We start from the raw sequence: 15,525 nt of genomic DNA, 5'->3' as shown, positions 1-15,525 counted from the left end.
GGTCCGGGGTGACGTTGACAGCACGCGTGGACGGGCGGAGACTCGGGCCCGCGGGGACGAAGGAAACTTCACCAGGCGAACACGATCGCCCTCCCCGCGCCGTTGCCCGTACGCGAAGGTCACGTGGGAGAGAAACCGATGAGCATCCGCGACGTCTACATCGTCGACGCCGTCCGCACCCCGATCGGCAAGTTCGGCGGTGCCCTCTCCTCCGTCCGCCCGGACGACCTCGCCGCCCACGTCGTCAAGGCGCTCGTGGACCGCAGCCCGGACCTGGACCCGGCCCGTGTCGACGACGTCTACTTCGGCGACGCCAACGGTGCCGGCGAGGACAACCGCGACGTGGCCCGGATGGCCGTGCTGCTCGCCGGGCTGCCCACCTCGGTGCCCGGCGTGACCGTCAACCGGCTCTGCGGCTCCGGCCTGGAGGCCGTCGTCCAGGCCGCCCGCGCGATCGCCCTCGGCGACGCCTCCGTCGCCATCGCCGGCGGCGTCGAGTCGATGTCGCGGGCTCCCTGGGTCCTGCAGAAGCCGGAACGCGCCTTCCCGGCCGGCCACCAGCAGCTGCACTCCACCACGCTCGGCTGGCGCATGACCAACCCGAGGATGCCCGCCGAGTGGACCGTCGCCCTGGGCGAGGGCGCCGAACTCGTCGCCGACAAGCACGCCCTCACCCGTGAAGCGCAGGACGCGTTCGCCCTGGCCAGCCACCGGAAGGCGGCCGAGGCCTGGGCCAAGGGCCTGTACGACGACGAGGTCGTGCCCTACCCGGGCGTCGAGCTCGCCCGGGACGAGTGCATCCGCGACGACACCTCGCCGGAGGCCCTGGCCCGCCTCAAGCCCTCGTTCCGGCCCGACGGCGGCACCGTCACCGCGGGCAACGCCTCCCCGCTCAACGACGGCGCCGCGGCCCTGCTCCTCGTGGACGAGGAGGGGCTGCGCGCCACCGGCCGGGAACCGCTCGCCCGGATCCGCGCCTCCGCCGTCACCGGCATCGAGCCGCAGCTCTTCGGGCTCGGCCCGGTGGAGGCCGTGCGCAAGGCGCTGGCGAAGGCGGGCCGCGGTTTCGGTGACCTCACCACGTTCGAGCTGAACGAGGCCTTCGCCGCCCAGGCCCTCGGCTGCCTCGCCGAATGGCCGGAACTCGACCCCGCGGTGGTCAACCCGCGCGGCGGCGCCATCGCCATCGGCCACCCGCTGGGCGCCTCCGGCGCGCGCCTCGCCGGTGCCGTCGCCCACCAGCTCGCCGCGGCCGGCTCCGGCACCGGCCTCGCCGCGCTCTGCATCGGCGTCGGCCAGGGCCTCGCGCTCGTCCTGGAGCGCTGACGCCCGCGTCCCGGCACGCGGAAGGGGTGGCCCGGCGACTCCGGACCACCCCTCACCCCGCGCGGGTCACTGCCCCTGCTGCGCCTGCGCCTCCGCGATGGACTTGCGCACCTCGTCCATGTCCAGACCACGCGCCTGGCCGATGACGTCCTCGAGGGCGGCCTCCGGCAGCGCGCCCGGCTGCGCGAAGACCGCGACCTTGTCACGGACGATCATCAGGGTCGGGATCGAGCGGATCTCGAACGCCGCCGCGAGCTCCTGCTGCGCCTCGGTGTCCACCTTCGCGAACACGAGGTCCTCGTGACGCTCGGAGGCCGCCTCGAAGACCGGCCCGAACTGGCGGCAGGGGCCGCACCAGGAAGCCCAGAAGTCGATGAGAACGAACTCGTTCTCGCTCACGATCTGATCGAAGTTGTCCTTGGTGAGCTCGACAGTGCTCATGCTTCCTACCTCTCCGGGGCCGGCGTCCTTGGCGCGCCTTCCTCACGGTCCCCTCGGGACCCGCCCCGCACAACGGCGTATCGAGCCGCGCTATTCCGCGCCACCGCCCGGCAGACTGTCAGTCATGACACGAGCGGCACGGCACGAGCACGAGTACGAGTACGACGTGGTGGTCCTGGGCGCGGGACCGGTCGGGGAGAACGTGGTGGACCGGGTGCGCGCGGCCGGGCTCAGCACCGCGGTGGTGGAGGCCGAGCTGATCGGCGGCGAGTGCTCGTACTGGGCCTGCATGCCCAGCAAGGCGCTGCTCAGGCCCGCCATCGCGCGCTCCGAGGCGCGCAGGGTGCCCGGCCTGCGCGGTCACGCCTACGGCCCCCTCGACGCCCGCGACGTCCTCGCCCACCGGGACGCCGTCGTCGGGGACTGGAAGGACGACGGCCAGGCGGAGTGGGTGGAGTCCACCGGCGCCCGGCTCTTCCGGGGCCACGGCCGACTCCTCGGACCCCGCCGGGTCGTGGTGGAGGGCCCCGAGGGCGACCGCCGGGTGCTCACCGCGCGGCACGCCGTCGCCGTGTGCACCGGAACCCGCGCCGTCCTGCCCGAGCTGCCCGGCCTCCCGGGGGCCCGGCCCTGGACGAGCCGCGAGGCGACCAGCTCGGCCGAGGTCCCCGGACGGCTCGTGGTCGTCGGCGGGGGCGTGGTCGGGGTGGAGATGGCGACCGCCTGGCAGGCGCTCGGCTCGCGCGTGACGCTGCTCGTGCGGGGCGGGGGAGTGCTGCCGAGGATGGAGCCGTTCGTCGGCGAGCACGTCCTCGCGGCCCTCGCCGAACGCGGCGCCGACGTCCGTACCGGCGTCACGGTCTCCGCGGTCGTACGGGACGGGCACACGGGCCCGGTCTCCGTGGTCCTGGAGGGCGGCGACCGGGTCGAGGCCGACGAGGTGCTGTTCGCGACCGGGCGGCGGCCGCGGACCGAGGACATCGGCCTGGAGACGGTCGGCCTGGAGCCCGGGGCCTGGCTCCCGGTGGACGACAGCCTGCGGGTGGCGGGCCACGACTGGCTGTACGCCGTGGGGGACGTCAACCACCGGGCGCTGATGACCCACCAGGGCAAGTACCAGGCGCGGATCGCGGGCGCGGCCATCGCGGCCCGGGCGGCCGGGGACGGTTCCGCGGACCCGGCGGCCTGGGGCCCGCACGCCGCCACCGCCGACCACGCGGCCGTACCCCAGGTGGTGTTCACCGACCCCGAGGCGGCCTCCGTCGGTCTCACCCTCGCCGCCGCCGAGGCCGCCGGGCACCGGGCCCGCGCCGTCGACGTCGCCATGGCGTCGGTCGCCGGGGCCGGGCTGTACGCCCAGGGCTACCGCGGGCGGGCGCGCCTGGTCGTCGACCTGGACCGCGAGACCGTCCTCGGCGCCTCCTTCGTCGGCCAGGGCATCGGCGAACTCCTCCACTCGGCCACCATCGCCGTCACCGGCGAGGTCCCGATCGGGCGGCTCTGGCACGCCGTGCCCGCCTTCCCGACCCTCAGCGAGGTGTGGCTGCGCCTCCTGGAGGCGTACCGGGACGGCGCGGACGCGCCGTGAACGGCGGGGAGCGCGTCAACGCGTACGACGCCTCCTGCGCCACGTGCGGCGGGCCGGTGCCGGCGGGCACCGGTGTGCTGCGGCACGGGGCGGGGGGCTGGGAGGTCCACCACCCCGCACACGCCCCGGAGCCGGGGCCGCCGCCGCGCGGCGACCATCCGGGGTGGCACCGGCGGCGGCTGCTGTCCCTGGACATCGGATCCACCGGCCACCGGCCGGGGATCGACCGCATCCGGTCGGCGGCCCTGCGGGGGAGCGACGGGACGGCGCACGACTGGATCCTGGACCTCGGACCCGGATTCCAGGATCCGAGATCCGGCATGCTGCGCCCTGACGCCCCTGACGCCCCTGACGCCCCTGACGCTGACGCTTCCGGCGTCCCCGCCGTCGCCACCGACCCGCCCCGCGCCCTGGAAGAGCTCGCCGCCCTCGTCACGGCCCATCTCGCCGCCGGGGAACTGCTCGTCGTCTGGTTCGCCCCGCATGTCCTGAGCACCCTGCACGCCGAGCTCCTCCGGCACGGACTGGCCCCGCTGACCGAGCGGCTGCCCACCGGGCCGGCGCCCGTGTGCGACCCCCTCGTCCTCGACCGGCACGCCGACCGCTACCGGCCCGGCGGCCGCTCGCTGCGGGCGGTCGCCGCGTGGTACGGCGTGCCGCACGCCCAGCCGGGCGACCCGGCCTCGGACGCCGAGGCGGCGCTGGGCGTGGCGCAGGCCGTCGCCGCCTGTCATCCGCCGTTGGCGCGGCTCTCCCGCCCGGCCCTGCACACCGAGCAGGTCCTCTGGTACGCGGAGCAGACGAGCCGTCACCCCGACGCGCTCGACTGGCCGTTCACCCCCGTGCGGCCGCTTCCCTGGGAGCCGCCGCCCGCCTGACCTCAGGCCGCCGGGATCAGCAGGGCCGCCGCCGCGCGGGCGGCCTCCAGGGCGGGCCGCGCGTCCCGGCCCGTCTCCTGGCCGAGGACCACGCGGGTGCTCAGCCCGTCGAGCAGGGCGAGGAGCTCGGAGGCGCGGGCGGGCGCGTCCAGCGGGGCGAAGTGGGAGCGCTCGACGCCCTTCACGAGCAGCGCCTCCAGGTCCTCCTGCCAGCCGCTGTCGAGCTCCTGCTGGGCCTCGCGGAGCTGGGCGTTGGAGGGGATGCGGGCCCAGAGCTCGATCCACAGCGTCCAGCGGGGGTCGCGGGGCCCGCGCGGCAGATAGAGCTGGAGGAACAGGTCGAGCCGGCGCGGCGCGGTGAGCCGGCGGGCGAGCAGCAGGCGCCTTTCCTCGGCCAGGGTGGCCTCGCTCCAGCGCAGCACGGCGAGCAGGAGCAGGTCCTTGCTGCCGAAGTGGTACAGGATGTGGCCGCCGCTCGTCCCGAGGCGTTCCGCGAGCGCGGACATGGTGAGCGCGGCGAGTCCGTCCTCGGCGATGGCGTTCATGGCCTCCTCCAGCATCCGCTCCCGCGTGATGCTGCCGTCCCGCCGTCCCACCCGTGCTGCGCCTGCCACCGCTGTCCGCCCCGTTCCTCGTCCGTGTCCCGCTCCTGCACGTTCCTGGCGGGATCGACCCTAACCGGTTTCCGCCAGGGTCTTGACGTGGCCGGAATGTATCGCACATCTTGAATGCCGTTCAAAGAGTTAGAACGTCATTCAAAGAAGATGTCCACGACAGGAGTGCGGTGTGCCCGGACACGAGACGACGCCCGCGACAGCGGGCCGGGACGAGGTCTTCCAGGTCGAGGAACACGGCATCGACCCCATCCCCGACTCCGAACGCCACGGCGGGGCCAAGGACCTGTTCTGGCTCTGGTTCGGCTCGAACCTCACCTTCACCTACGTCATCAACGGCGCCCTCGCCGTCGCCTTCGGCCTCTCCTTCTGGCAGGCCACCGCCGTCGTCGTGCTCGGCGGACTCTCCTTCTTCGCCATCAGCGCCGCCGGCCTCAGCGGCGTCCGCACCGGCACCGCCACCCTCGTCATCTCCCGCGCCGCCTTCGGCGTCCGCGGCAACTGGCCCGCCGGACTGCTCAACTGGGTCGTCAGCATCGGCTACACGATCGTCAACACGGTCGTCGGCACCCTCGCCCTCGAAGCCTTCCTCGCCGACCTCGGCTGGAGCGGCGGCCCGCTCCCGCGCGCCCTCTCCCTCGGCGTCACCCTGGCCCTGACCTTCGCCGTCGCCCTGTGGGGGCACGCCACCGTCCAGTGGGCCGAACGCTGGATGGCGTACGTCCTCGCCGCCGGCTTCGCCGTGCTCATCGCCCTCCTGCTGCCCGGCACCGACACCGCCGCCCCCGCCGCCGCACCCGGCGCGTCCGGCTGGAGCCTCGCCCTCGTCGTGATGTTCGCGGGCCCCTTCTCGTACGTCCCGATGCCCGCCGACTACACCCGCTACCTGCCCCGCACCACCTCCCTCAGGGCGCTCACCTGGAGCGGCGGCCTCGGTGGCCTGCTCTCGTCCGTGGCGCTCGGGGTCGCGGGCGCCGCCGCCGCCACCCAGGCCGACATGACCGACGCCGTCGCCGGTACGGAAGGGCTGCTGCCCGGCTGGTTCCAGCCGGTCTTCCTCGCCCTGGTCCTCGGCGGCTCCGTCACCAACTCGATCATCACGCTCTACTCGTCCAGCCTGAACCTCCAGGTCCTCGGCATCCCCTGGAGCCGGGCCCGCGCGATCCTCGTCAGCGCGGCCGTCACCGCCGCCGGCTCCCTCGGCGCCCTCTTCCTCGTCGACTTCACCACCTCGCTGCTCTCCTTCCTCTCCCTCCTGATCATCGTGTTCGCCCCCTGGGGCGGCGTCTTCCTCGCCGACATGGTGCTGCGCCGCTGCACGTACGACGCCGAGGCCCTGCACCTCGCCGGGGACGGGCCCTACCGGTACCGGGCCGGCTGGCACCCGGCCGGTCTGGTCGCGCTCCTCGCCGGCATGCTCTTCGCCGCGCTGACCTGCGACTCCGAGCTCTGGACCGGCCCCCTGGTCGCCCCGCTGGGCGGCGCCGACCTCACCCTGCTCGGCTCGGCCGTCTCGGCCCTCGTCTACGTCCTCCTGGCCCGCCGCACGGTCCGGCCCGCGGCGGCCTGAGCGCCCGCCCCGCCACCACCCCGCCCACCCCTCCAGAGAAGAAGAACCCCATGAACCACCCCGCACCCGCCGACCTCGTCCTCACCCGGGCCCGCGTCCACACCGTCGACCCCGCCCTCCCGGAGGCCCAGGCCCTCGCCGTCCGGGACGGCCGGATCGTGTGGGTCGGTGCCGCGGCCCGCGCCGAGGCCTGGATCGGACCCGGCACCCACGTCCTCGACGCGGGCGGCCGGCTCGTCCTGCCCGGCTTCGTCGACGCCCACAACCACGTGCGCCTCGGCTCGGACGACGCCTGCGTCCAGCTCGCCGGCGCCCGCGACCTCGACGCCGTGCACGCCCGCATCCGCGCCTGGCGCGCGGCCCACCCGGACGCCCCCTGGATCGAGGCCGAGGCGTTCGACTACTCCGTGATCCCCGACGGCCGGATGCCCACCGCCGCCGACCTGGACCCCGCGACCGGCGACACCCCGGCGCTCGTCCTCAGCTACGACGTCCACACCGCCTGGCTCAACACCGCCGCCCTGCGGCGCCTCGGCGTCCGCGCCGACCGCACCGAGCTGCCGTTCGGCACCGCCGTCACCGACCCGGAGACCGGCGAACCCACCGGATTCGTCAAGGACTTCGCCGTCAAGGGGCTGTCCCGCGACGGGCACCGCGCCCTGCGCGAGCTCGGCGTCCCCTGGGCGTCGCCGGACCGCCAGTACGGGCGCCTCGCCAAGAGCCTGGACGACGCCGTCCGCTACGGCATCACCACCGTGGTCGAACCGCAGAACTCCCTCGACGACCTGGCCCTCTTCCAGCGCGCCCGCGCCGAGGGCCGGCTCCGCTCCCGGATCGTCGCCGCCCTCTTCCACCCGCGCGGCACCACCGAGGCGGAACTCGACGCGTTCGCCGCCGCGGCCGAGGAGTTCGCCGACGACCGGCTGCGGGTCGGGCCGCTGAAGCTCTACATCGACGACGTCGTGGAACCCCGTACCGCCGCCCTCCTCGAACCGTACGCGGGCTGCGGCCACCACCGGGGCGACACGTTCTACCCGCCCGAGGAGTTCGCCGCGCTCCTCACCCACCTCGACGCGCGCGGCTTCCAGTGCTTCGTGCACGCCACCGGCGACCGGGGCATCCGCACCGTCCTCGACGCCGTCGAGCGGGCCCGCGCCGTGAACGGGCCGCGCGACGCCCGCCACCAGGTCGTCCACGTCGAATGCCTCGACCCGGCCGACACCCCGCGCTTCGCCGCCCTCGGGGTCACCGCCTGCATGCAGCCCCGGCACGCCGCCCCCGACATCGCCGGCCCGGGCCAGGACTGGGCCGAGAACATCGGCCCCGAGCGCTGGCACAAGGCCTGGCCGCTGCGCAGCCTGCACGCCGCCGGCGCGCTGCTCGCCCTGTCCAGCGACTGGAACGTGGCCGAGATGGACCCGATGATCGGCATCCACGCCGCCGTCACCCGCCGCCCGCCCGGCGGCGGCGAGGCCTGGACCGCGGGCGAGACGATCGACGTCGCGACCGCCGTGGAGGGCTACACCATGGGCTCCGCCCGCGCCAACTTCCTGGAGGAGGAGCGGGGTTCGCTCTCGGTCGGCAAGCTGGCCGACTTCGTCGTCCTCTCCCGCGACATCCTGAGCATCGACCCCGACGACATCCCCGGCACGGTCGCGGAGACGGTCGTCGTGGGCGGAGAGGTGGTGCACAGCGTCGGTTAGGCCGTGTCGTGCGGATCGTGCCGGGCCTGTCTCCGGCGGCCCTCCCGCAGCCGGGTGTTGAGCCGCGCCGCCTGCCGGGTCAGGTGGTCGCGCTCGGCCAGGTCGGCGGCCCGGTGAGCGGCCTCCGCGTACAGCCGGGCCGCCCTCGGCAGGTCGCCGTCCCGTTCGTGGAGGTACGCGGCCACCGCGTCGTACCGGGGCAGCGAGGCGTCCAGCGCCGCGAGGGCGGCGAGGCCGGCCCGCGGCCCGTCGGCCTCGCCCACGGCGACCGCCCGGTTCAGCCGGACGACCGGGCTGCCGGTCAGCCGCACCAGCTCGTCGTACCACTCCACGATCTGCACCCAGTCGGTCTCCGCGGCGGTGGGCGCGTCGGCGTGGAGCGCGGCGATCGCGGCCTGGGCCTGGAACTCGCCCAGCCGGTCGCGGGCGAGGGCGACCTGTAGGACGTCGACGCCCTCGGCGATCAGCGCGGTGTCCCACCGGCCCCGGTCCTGCTCGGCGAGCGGGACGAGGCTGCCGTCCGGCGCCGTCCGGGCGGCCCGCCGGGCGTGGTGGAGCAGCATGAGGGCGAGCAGCCCGGCCGGCTCCGGATGGTCGACCCGGGCCGCGAGCTGCCGGGTGAGCCGGATCGCCTCGGCGGCGAGGTCCACGTCTCCCGAGTAGCCCTCGTTGAAGACCAGGTAGAGCACGCGCAGCACGGTCGAGACGTCGCCCGGACGGTCGAAGCGCACCCCGGAGACGGTCCGCTTGGCCCGGCTGATCCGCTGCGCCATGGTCGCCTCGGGCACCAGGTAGGCCTCGGCGATCTGGCGGGTGGTCAGCCCGCCGACCGCGCGCAGCGTGAGCGCGACCGCCGAGGCCGGGGTCAGCGACGGGTGGGCGCACAGGAAGTAGAGCCGGAGCGTGTCGTCCACCGCGGGGGCCGGGCCGGGCGCCGGCTCCTCCGCGACGCGGTCCTCCCGCCGCCGCCGGGCGGCGTCGGCGCGCGTCGCGTCGAGGAACTTGCGCCAGGCCACGGTGACCAGCCAGCCCTTGGCGTCCCGCGGTGCCTGGTCCGCCCCGGCCCGGAACGCCTCGACCAGGGCCTCCTGGACGGCGTCCTCGGCCGCCGCGAAGTCGGCTCCGCGGCGGACGAGGACGGCGATCACGCCCGGGGTGAGGCTCCTGAGCAGGGCCTCGTCCATGGGGGGTGTCACTCCGTGATGGTGGGGGGCGCGGACAGGAACGGGCGCACCTCCAGCCACTCGTGGATCGGCGCGCCGCCCGCACCGGGCGCGGCCGACAGCTCCCCGGCCAGCTCGACCGCGCGGTCGTAGCCGTCCACGTCGATGACCATCCAGCCCGCGATGAGGTCCTTGGTCTCCGCGAAGGGACCGTCGGTGACCGGCGGGCGCCCCTCGCCGTCGTACCGGACCCACGCGCCCTCGGGGGCCAGCGCCTGGCCGTCGACGAACTCGCCGGTCTTCTCCAGCCGGGCCGCGAAGTCGTTCATGTACCGGATGTGCGCCGAGATCTCCTCCGGCGTCCACCGGTCCATCGGCACGTCGTTGACCGCGGCCGGGGCGCCCCGGTAGTGCTTCAGCAGCAGGTACTTGGCCATGATGTCGCTCCTCGGTGTCCGTGCGCCCATAGTGGCCGCATCCACTCCGGGGACGGAGCCGGACGCGCGTTCTCGACATCGGCGCCGGATTTTTCCCGCACGCTTTTCCCGGGGAGCCCCGGAACGCGGAGAGCCCGGTCCGGCGCGCCGCCCCGACCGCCACCAGGACGCGGCCGCGCCACCCGACCAGGTGACGTGTGCCGCGCCCCTCGCGTCGGGGCGGCCCGGTGCGGCAGGCTCGCCCCACCATGGCTTCGACCATGGCCACGGCGGAGCGCGCACACCGGCTCCGCCCCCGCTGCGCGCACGTGAAGGTGGACGCGATGACCAGCAGACGCAGGGCAGTCGCCCGCTTCCTGACGATGTGTCTGGTCCTGGGCGTGGGAGCCCTGCCGGGCTCCGGCCCGGTCGCCGCGGCACCGGCACCGCCCGCTCCGGCGCCCGCCGCGCGCGCGGCCGCCGCCGACCAGGGCACCATCTCGCACGACACCCTGCGCACGGGCTGGGACCAGGACGAGCCGGGCCTCGCCCCCGACCAGGTGTCCAGCTCCGACTTCGGCCAGCAGTTCTCGACCGCCGTCGACGGCCAGGTCTACGCCCAGCCCCTCGTCGTGGGCGGCACCCTCGTCGTCGCCACCGAGAACAACAAGCTCTACGGCCTGGACCCCGCGTCCGGCGCCATCGGGTGGACCCGCGACCTCGGCCCGGCCTGGCCCGCCGCCGCCATCAGCTGCGGCGACCTGGTGCCGAACATCGGCGTCACCGCGACCCCCGTGTACGACCCGGCGACCGACTCCCTCTACCTCACCTCCAAGGTGAACGACGGCCCCGACGACCAGCACCCGAACTGGTACGTGCACGCCGTCGACCCCGCCACCGGCGCCGAGCGCGCCGGCTGGCCCGTCAAGGTCACCGGGGCGCCGACGAACGACCCTTCGCGCGCCTTCAACCCGTACACGGCCGGACAGCGCCCCGGGCTGCTCCTCATGGGCGGCTCCGTCTACGCGGGCTTCGCCTCGCACTGCGACCGCGGCCCGTACGTCGGCTACGTCCTCGGCGTCGACACCACGACCCGCAGGACGACCCTGTGGGCCACCGAGGACTCCTCCGCCAACGGCATGGCCGGCGTCTGGATGAGCGGCGGCGGACTCGTCTCCGACGGCCCCGGCCGGATCATCCTCACCACCGGCAACGGCGTCACCCCCGCGCCGGGCCCCGGCAGCATGCCCCCCGGACAGCTCTCGGAGTCCGTGGTCCGGCTCGGCGTCAACAGCGACGGCACGCTGTCCGCCCAGGACTTCTTCAGCCCCTCCAACGCCAACCAGCTCGACCTCAACGACACCGACCTCGGCTCCGGCGGCCCCGTCGCCCTCCCCGGCACCCCCTTCGGCACCAGCGCCCACCCCAGGCTCCTCGTGCAGATCGGCAAGGACGGCAGGCTCTTCCTCCTCGACCGCGACGACCTCGGCGGACGCTCCCAGGGACCCGGCGGCACCGACAAGGTCCTCGGCACCTTCGGCCCGTACGAGGGCGTCTGGGGCCACCCGGGGGTGTACGGCGGCCAGGGCGGCTACGTGTACACCGCCGGCTCCCGCGGCCCGCTGCGCGCCTTCGCGTACGGCCTCACCGGCGCCGGCGCACCCGCGCTCACCAACACCGGCAGCAGCACCGAGACCTTCGGCTACACCTCCGGCTCGCCCGTGGTCACCTCCACCGGCACCAACCCCGGCTCCGCCCTCGTCTGGATCATCCACGCGGACGGCACCAACGGCGCCAACGGCCGGCTGCGCGCGTACGACGCCGTCCCCGTGGGCGGCCGGCTCAAGCTGCGCTGGTCGGCGCCGATCGGCACCGCCGCCAAGTTCACCGTGCCCGCCACCGACGGCGGCCGGATCTACGTCGGCACCCGCGACGGCCACGTCCTCGCCTTCGGCCGCCCCGCCAACACCGCCCTCACCGCCGCCCCCCTCGACTTCGGCAAGGTCGCCGTCGGCTCCACCGGCGCCGCGACCGCGACCGTCACCGCCACCCGCGACGTGACCATCGGCGCCGTCACCACCCCGGCCGGGGGCGCCTTCACCGCGAGCCCCGCCGGACTGCCCCGCACCCTGCACAACGGCGACACCTACTCCGTGCCGGTGTCCTTCGCCCCGACCGCGCCCGGACCGGACAGCTCGGTCCTGACCTTCGCCACCGACCTCGGCGACAGCGCGCTCGGCCTCACCGGCTACGGGACCCGGCCCGGCCTCGTCGCCGCCCCGACGGCGCTCGACTTCGGCACCGTGCCCACCAGCACCGAGAAGTCCCTCGGCGTCACCTTCACCAACACCGGCACCCAGCCCGAGACCGTCTCCGCGACGACCCCGGCCGCCGCCCCGTACACCACCACCGGCCTGCCGGCCGCCGGCACCGTCGTGCAGCCCCAGCAGTCCGTCTCCGTCCAGGTCTCCTACGCCCCCACCACCAACGGCACCGACACCGGCACCCTCTCCGTGACGGGCCAGAACGGCACCGCCGCCGTCGACCTGACCGGCACCGCCGTCACCGGTGAGGCCCGGCTGACCGTCACCCCCACCTCGACGGACTTCGGCTCGGTGAAGGTCGGCCAGTCCGTGACCAAGACCTTCGACATCAGCAACACCGGCAACATCCCGCTCACCATCACCAAGGCCAAACCGCCCGCCGCCCCCTTCCTCGTCACCAACCCGATCAGCGAGGGCCAGGTCCTCGGCCCCGAGGACGTCGTCCACCAGGCCGTCACCTTCTCGCCGACCTCCCTCGGCACCGTCCAGGCCGCCTACGAACTCACCTCCGACGACGGACACGGCGCTCTGAGCGAGACCCTCACCGGCACCGGGGCCGCCGGCACCGGCGTCACCGTCCCCGGGCCCAACGCGGGCGGCTGGAAGCTCAACGGCAGCGCCCAGATCTCCGGCGGCGACCTCCAGCTCACCCAGGCGACCCCCGGCCGGAGCGGCACCGCCGTCTGGCCCGTGCCCGTGCTCACCGACGGCCTCAAGGCCTCCTTCACCACCGTCATCGGCGGCGGCGACGGCGCCGACGGACTCTCCTTCGCCCTCCTCGACCCCGCCAGGACCACCCCGAGCGCCCTGGGCACCGGAGGCGGCGGCCTCGGCTTCTCCGGCCTCCCCGGCGTGGCCGTCACCTTCGACACCTACGACAACGGCGCGGCCGACCCCTCGGCCAACTTCGTCGGCATCGCCACCACCGGCAGCGGCGACGCCCTCACCTACGCCTCGACCACGACGAACGTGCCCAACCTGCGCGCGGGCGGCCACACCGTGGCGGTCGCCGTCACCGGCACCACCCTCACCGTCTCCGTCGACGGCACCCAGCGCCTGAGCACCACCGTGGCCTCGCTGCCGCCCTCCGCCTTCCTCGCCTTCACCGGGGCGACCGGCGGGAAGACCGACATCCACGCCGTCCGCCGGGCCACGCTCACCGCCACGGCGTACGCGGTGCCGCCGCCCGGACCCAACGGCTGGACGTACAACGGAAGCGCCAGGCTCTCCGGCACCAGCCTCGAACTCACCCCCGTCCAGACCTACCAGCGCGGCTCCGCCGTCCAGGCCACCGCCGTTCCCTCGGAGCGGCTGAAGGCCCGCTTCACCACCACCGTCGGCGGCGGCACCGGCGCCGACGGGCTCGCCCTGCTGCTGCTCGACGCGAGCCGGACCACCCCCAAGGCGCTGGCCGCCAACAGCGGCGGCAGCCTCGGCTTCGCCGGACTCCCGGGCGTGGCCGTCACCCTGGACACCTACGACAACGGAGTCAACGACCCCTCGTCGAACTTCGTCGCGGTCGCCACCGGAGGCAGCGGCACCACCCTGACGTACGCCGCCACCGCGACCAACGTGCCCAACCTTCGCACCGGCAGCCACACCGTCGACGCCGTCGTCACCGCCACCGGCCGCCTCCAGGTGAGCGTCGACGGCACCCGCGTCATCGACGTGGCCGTCACGCTCCCGAAGAACGTCCTCGTCGGCTTCGGCGGCACCACCGGCGGCCGCACCGACCGGCACACCGTCACCGGTGTGCGGATCGGCTACTGAGCGGGGTACCGGGGCGGCGCCCGTCCGCCCGGACGGCGGCGGTCCTCAGTGGCCGTCGCCGCCCGAGGCCACGGTCATCCGCCGGGTGAACGACGTCCCGCCGTCCACCGACTCGTACACCCCGTCCTGGGTGGCCACGAGGAGCCGGCGCGCGTCGAGGGCGGTCAGCGCCTGCGGGGCGCCGCCCGGCACGGTGGAGACCCGGCGCCAGGTGGCGCCGGAGTCCGCGCTGCGCAGCAGCACCCCGTCCGGGTCGACCCCGAACAGGGCGTCGGGGGCGCCCCAGGACACGTACGCCACGAGCTGCCCCGAGAGCGGCCGCCCGAAGGTGCGCCCGTCGTCGGTGCTGCGGACGACGCCCTGCTCGGTGGTGGCGAGCACGGTGCCGGGGGCGGCGGGCGCGACGGCGATGTCCAGGGCGCGCAGCTCGGCGCGGTCCTCCCAGGCGATGCCGTCCCGGCTGACCCGCAGGCGCCCGTTGGTGCTGTCGTAGCCGTAGACGGTCGCGTCGGCGGAGGTGTCGAGCGAGTGGAAGTCGACCTCGCCGCCCAGCGACCGGGTGGTCCAGGTGGCGCCCTCGTCGGTGGAGGCGATCAGGCCGAGGTTCGAGGGTCCGCCGGTGCCGGGGGCCGGGTGGCCGCTGGCGAGGAAGGCGCCCTCGGGGGTCACCGTGAACCCCATGAAATCGTCCCTGCGCTCGCCGACGAGCGTGGGCCGCCCGTCCGCGCCGGGCGTGTAGACGCCCTCGTGGGTGGCGACGTACAGCTTCCCGGCGGAGGCGCCGACGCCGTGGATGTGGCTGAGCGCCGTGGGGGCGGAGTCCCGCCCGGGGCGCTGCTCCGAGCCGGGCGCGTCGTCGGTGCCGCAGGCGGTCAGGGCGAGGGCGAGCGCCGTGGTGAGAGCGGCGGCGAGGGCGGCGCGGTGCTTCTTCATGTGTCTGTGGTCCCAGGGGTACGGGGGAGGGGGGCGGCCCCGCGGCGCGAACGCGCGGGGCCGCCCGGGGAAGGGCGAGAAGGGCGAGAAGGCCGAGAAGGCCGAGTGGTGCGGGAAGGGGCGGCCGGGGCCGCCGGGCCGTCAGAGGCGGTCGAGGATCTTCCTCAGCTGGGCGATCTCGGCGGCCTGGGTCCGGACCACGTCGTCGGCCACCTTCCGGGCGGCCGCGTCGCGGCCGTCCCGCTGCTCGGTCTTCGCCATCTCCACCGCGCCCTCGTGGTGGGCGATCATCAGCTCGGCGAACTTGCGGTCGAAGGCCTTGCCCTTCGTGGCGGCGAGGTCGGCCATGTCCTTCCCGGACATCATCCCGGCCATGCCGTGGCCGCCGCCGCCCATGGCCTCGGGCTTGCCCCAGGCCTCGAGCCAGGCCCTCATCTTCCGGATCTCGGGGTCCTGGGCCTTCTCGATCTCCCCGACGAGCGCCTTGACCTCGGGGTCCTCGGCGCGCCCGTCGGCGAGCTTCGCCATCTCCAGGGCCTGCTCGTGGTGGGGGATCATCATCTGAGCGAACATCACGTCCGCGTCGTTGAAGGCACCGGCCGACGCGGGTGCCGCGGAGGCGGACGCGGAGGCCGAGGCGGAGGACTTCCCGCCGTGGTCCATGCCGGCCATGGAGTCGCCGGAGCCCGAGCAGGCGGAGAGCAGGAGCCCGGCCGCCGCGACGGCGCCGGTCAGGGCGAGCTTGCGGGTGGTGGTGCGGGTCGTGAAGGCACGCATGTGTGTCACACCTCGTGTGCTG

At 74.9% G+C, this 15,525-nt stretch carries 12 protein-coding genes; 6 read left to right on the top strand and 6 right to left on the bottom strand.

Annotated features, from left to right (window positions below):
• The first annotated feature begins 138 nt into the window (after positions 1–138).
• Positions 139–1,326: a thiolase family protein gene (locus ABD981_RS03375; protein WP_046909585.1), complete on the top strand. Its 1,188-nt coding sequence runs from the start codon at positions 139–141 to the stop codon at positions 1,324–1,326.
• 66 nt (positions 1,327–1,392) lie between these two features.
• On the opposite strand, the gene trxA is transcribed toward ABD981_RS03375, so the two are convergent.
• Positions 1,393–1,767, bottom strand: a complete 375-nt coding sequence (trxA, locus tag ABD981_RS03370; RefSeq protein ID WP_046909586.1) for a thioredoxin — start codon at positions 1,765–1,767, stop codon at positions 1,393–1,395.
• A 124-nt stretch (positions 1,768–1,891) separates the two neighbouring features.
• On the opposite strand from trxA, the gene ABD981_RS03365 reads away from it, so the two are divergent.
• Entirely contained in the window at positions 1,892–3,355 is a 1,464-nt protein-coding gene (locus ABD981_RS03365; RefSeq protein ID WP_046909587.1) for a dihydrolipoyl dehydrogenase family protein, read from the top strand.
• A complete protein-coding gene (locus ABD981_RS03360) occupies positions 3,352–4,233 on the top strand; it encodes a 3'-5' exonuclease family protein (protein ID WP_123954757.1) in 882 nt (293 codons plus the stop codon). The genes ABD981_RS03365 and ABD981_RS03360 overlap by 4 nt, the downstream gene beginning before the upstream one ends.
• Positions 4,234–4,235: 2 nt before the next feature.
• Here the strand turns inward: ABD981_RS03360 and ABD981_RS03355 are convergent, their stop codons facing one another.
• On the bottom strand, positions 4,236–4,847 hold the full coding sequence (locus ABD981_RS03355) for a TetR/AcrR family transcriptional regulator (RefSeq protein ID WP_046909588.1): 612 nt from the start codon (positions 4,845–4,847) through the stop codon (positions 4,236–4,238).
• Between the two features lie 172 nt (positions 4,848–5,019).
• On the opposite strand from ABD981_RS03355, the gene ABD981_RS03350 reads away from it, so the two are divergent.
• On the top strand, positions 5,020–6,417 hold the full coding sequence (locus ABD981_RS03350; protein ID WP_046909589.1) for a purine-cytosine permease family protein: 1,398 nt from the start codon (positions 5,020–5,022) through the stop codon (positions 6,415–6,417).
• Between the two features lie 50 nt (positions 6,418–6,467).
• Positions 6,468–8,120, top strand: coding sequence for an amidohydrolase (locus tag ABD981_RS03345; RefSeq protein ID WP_046909590.1), 1,653 nt, complete (start codon positions 6,468–6,470; stop codon positions 8,118–8,120).
• Here ABD981_RS03345 and ABD981_RS03340 read toward each other — a convergent pair.
• Together ABD981_RS03340 and ABD981_RS03335 are read right to left on the bottom strand one after the other, a co-directional pair.
• Positions 8,117–9,304 carry an RNA polymerase sigma factor gene (locus ABD981_RS03340; RefSeq protein ID WP_046909591.1) on the bottom strand — a complete coding sequence of 396 codons (1,188 nt, stop codon included), beginning with the start codon at positions 9,302–9,304 and terminating at the stop codon, positions 8,117–8,119. The two genes, ABD981_RS03345 and ABD981_RS03340, sit on opposite strands and share 4 nt — an antisense overlap.
• Positions 9,305–9,312: 8 nt before the next feature.
• Entirely contained in the window at positions 9,313–9,720 is a 408-nt protein-coding gene (locus tag ABD981_RS03335; protein WP_046909592.1) for a YciI family protein, read from the bottom strand.
• Between the two features lie 248 nt (positions 9,721–9,968).
• Here ABD981_RS03335 and ABD981_RS03330 point away from each other — a divergent pair, with 248 nt between their 5' ends.
• The gene (locus ABD981_RS03330; RefSeq protein WP_123954758.1) at positions 9,969–13,793 is read left to right on the top strand and encodes a choice-of-anchor D domain-containing protein; all 3,825 of its coding nucleotides are present in this window, start codon (positions 9,969–9,971) and stop codon (positions 13,791–13,793) included.
• A 45-nt stretch (positions 13,794–13,838) separates the two neighbouring features.
• Here ABD981_RS03330 and ABD981_RS03325 read toward each other — a convergent pair whose 3' ends face one another.
• Together ABD981_RS03325 and ABD981_RS03320 are read right to left on the bottom strand one after the other, a co-directional pair.
• Positions 13,839–14,726, bottom strand: coding sequence for a F510_1955 family glycosylhydrolase (locus tag ABD981_RS03325; RefSeq protein WP_046909593.1), 888 nt, complete (start codon positions 14,724–14,726; stop codon positions 13,839–13,841).
• Between the two features lie 141 nt (positions 14,727–14,867).
• The gene (locus ABD981_RS03320; RefSeq protein ID WP_046909594.1) at positions 14,868–15,503 is read right to left on the bottom strand and encodes a DUF305 domain-containing protein; all 636 of its coding nucleotides are present in this window, start codon (positions 15,501–15,503) and stop codon (positions 14,868–14,870) included.
• Positions 15,504–15,525: the final 22 nt, after the last annotated feature.

This window comes from Streptomyces showdoensis, assembly GCF_039535475.1.
In the GTDB taxonomy this organism is placed as follows: Bacteria; Actinomycetota; Actinomycetes; order Streptomycetales; family Streptomycetaceae; genus Streptomyces; species Streptomyces showdoensis.
The sequence above is the reverse complement of the archived record's forward strand: the minus strand, read 5'-3'. Positions and strand labels throughout refer to the sequence as shown.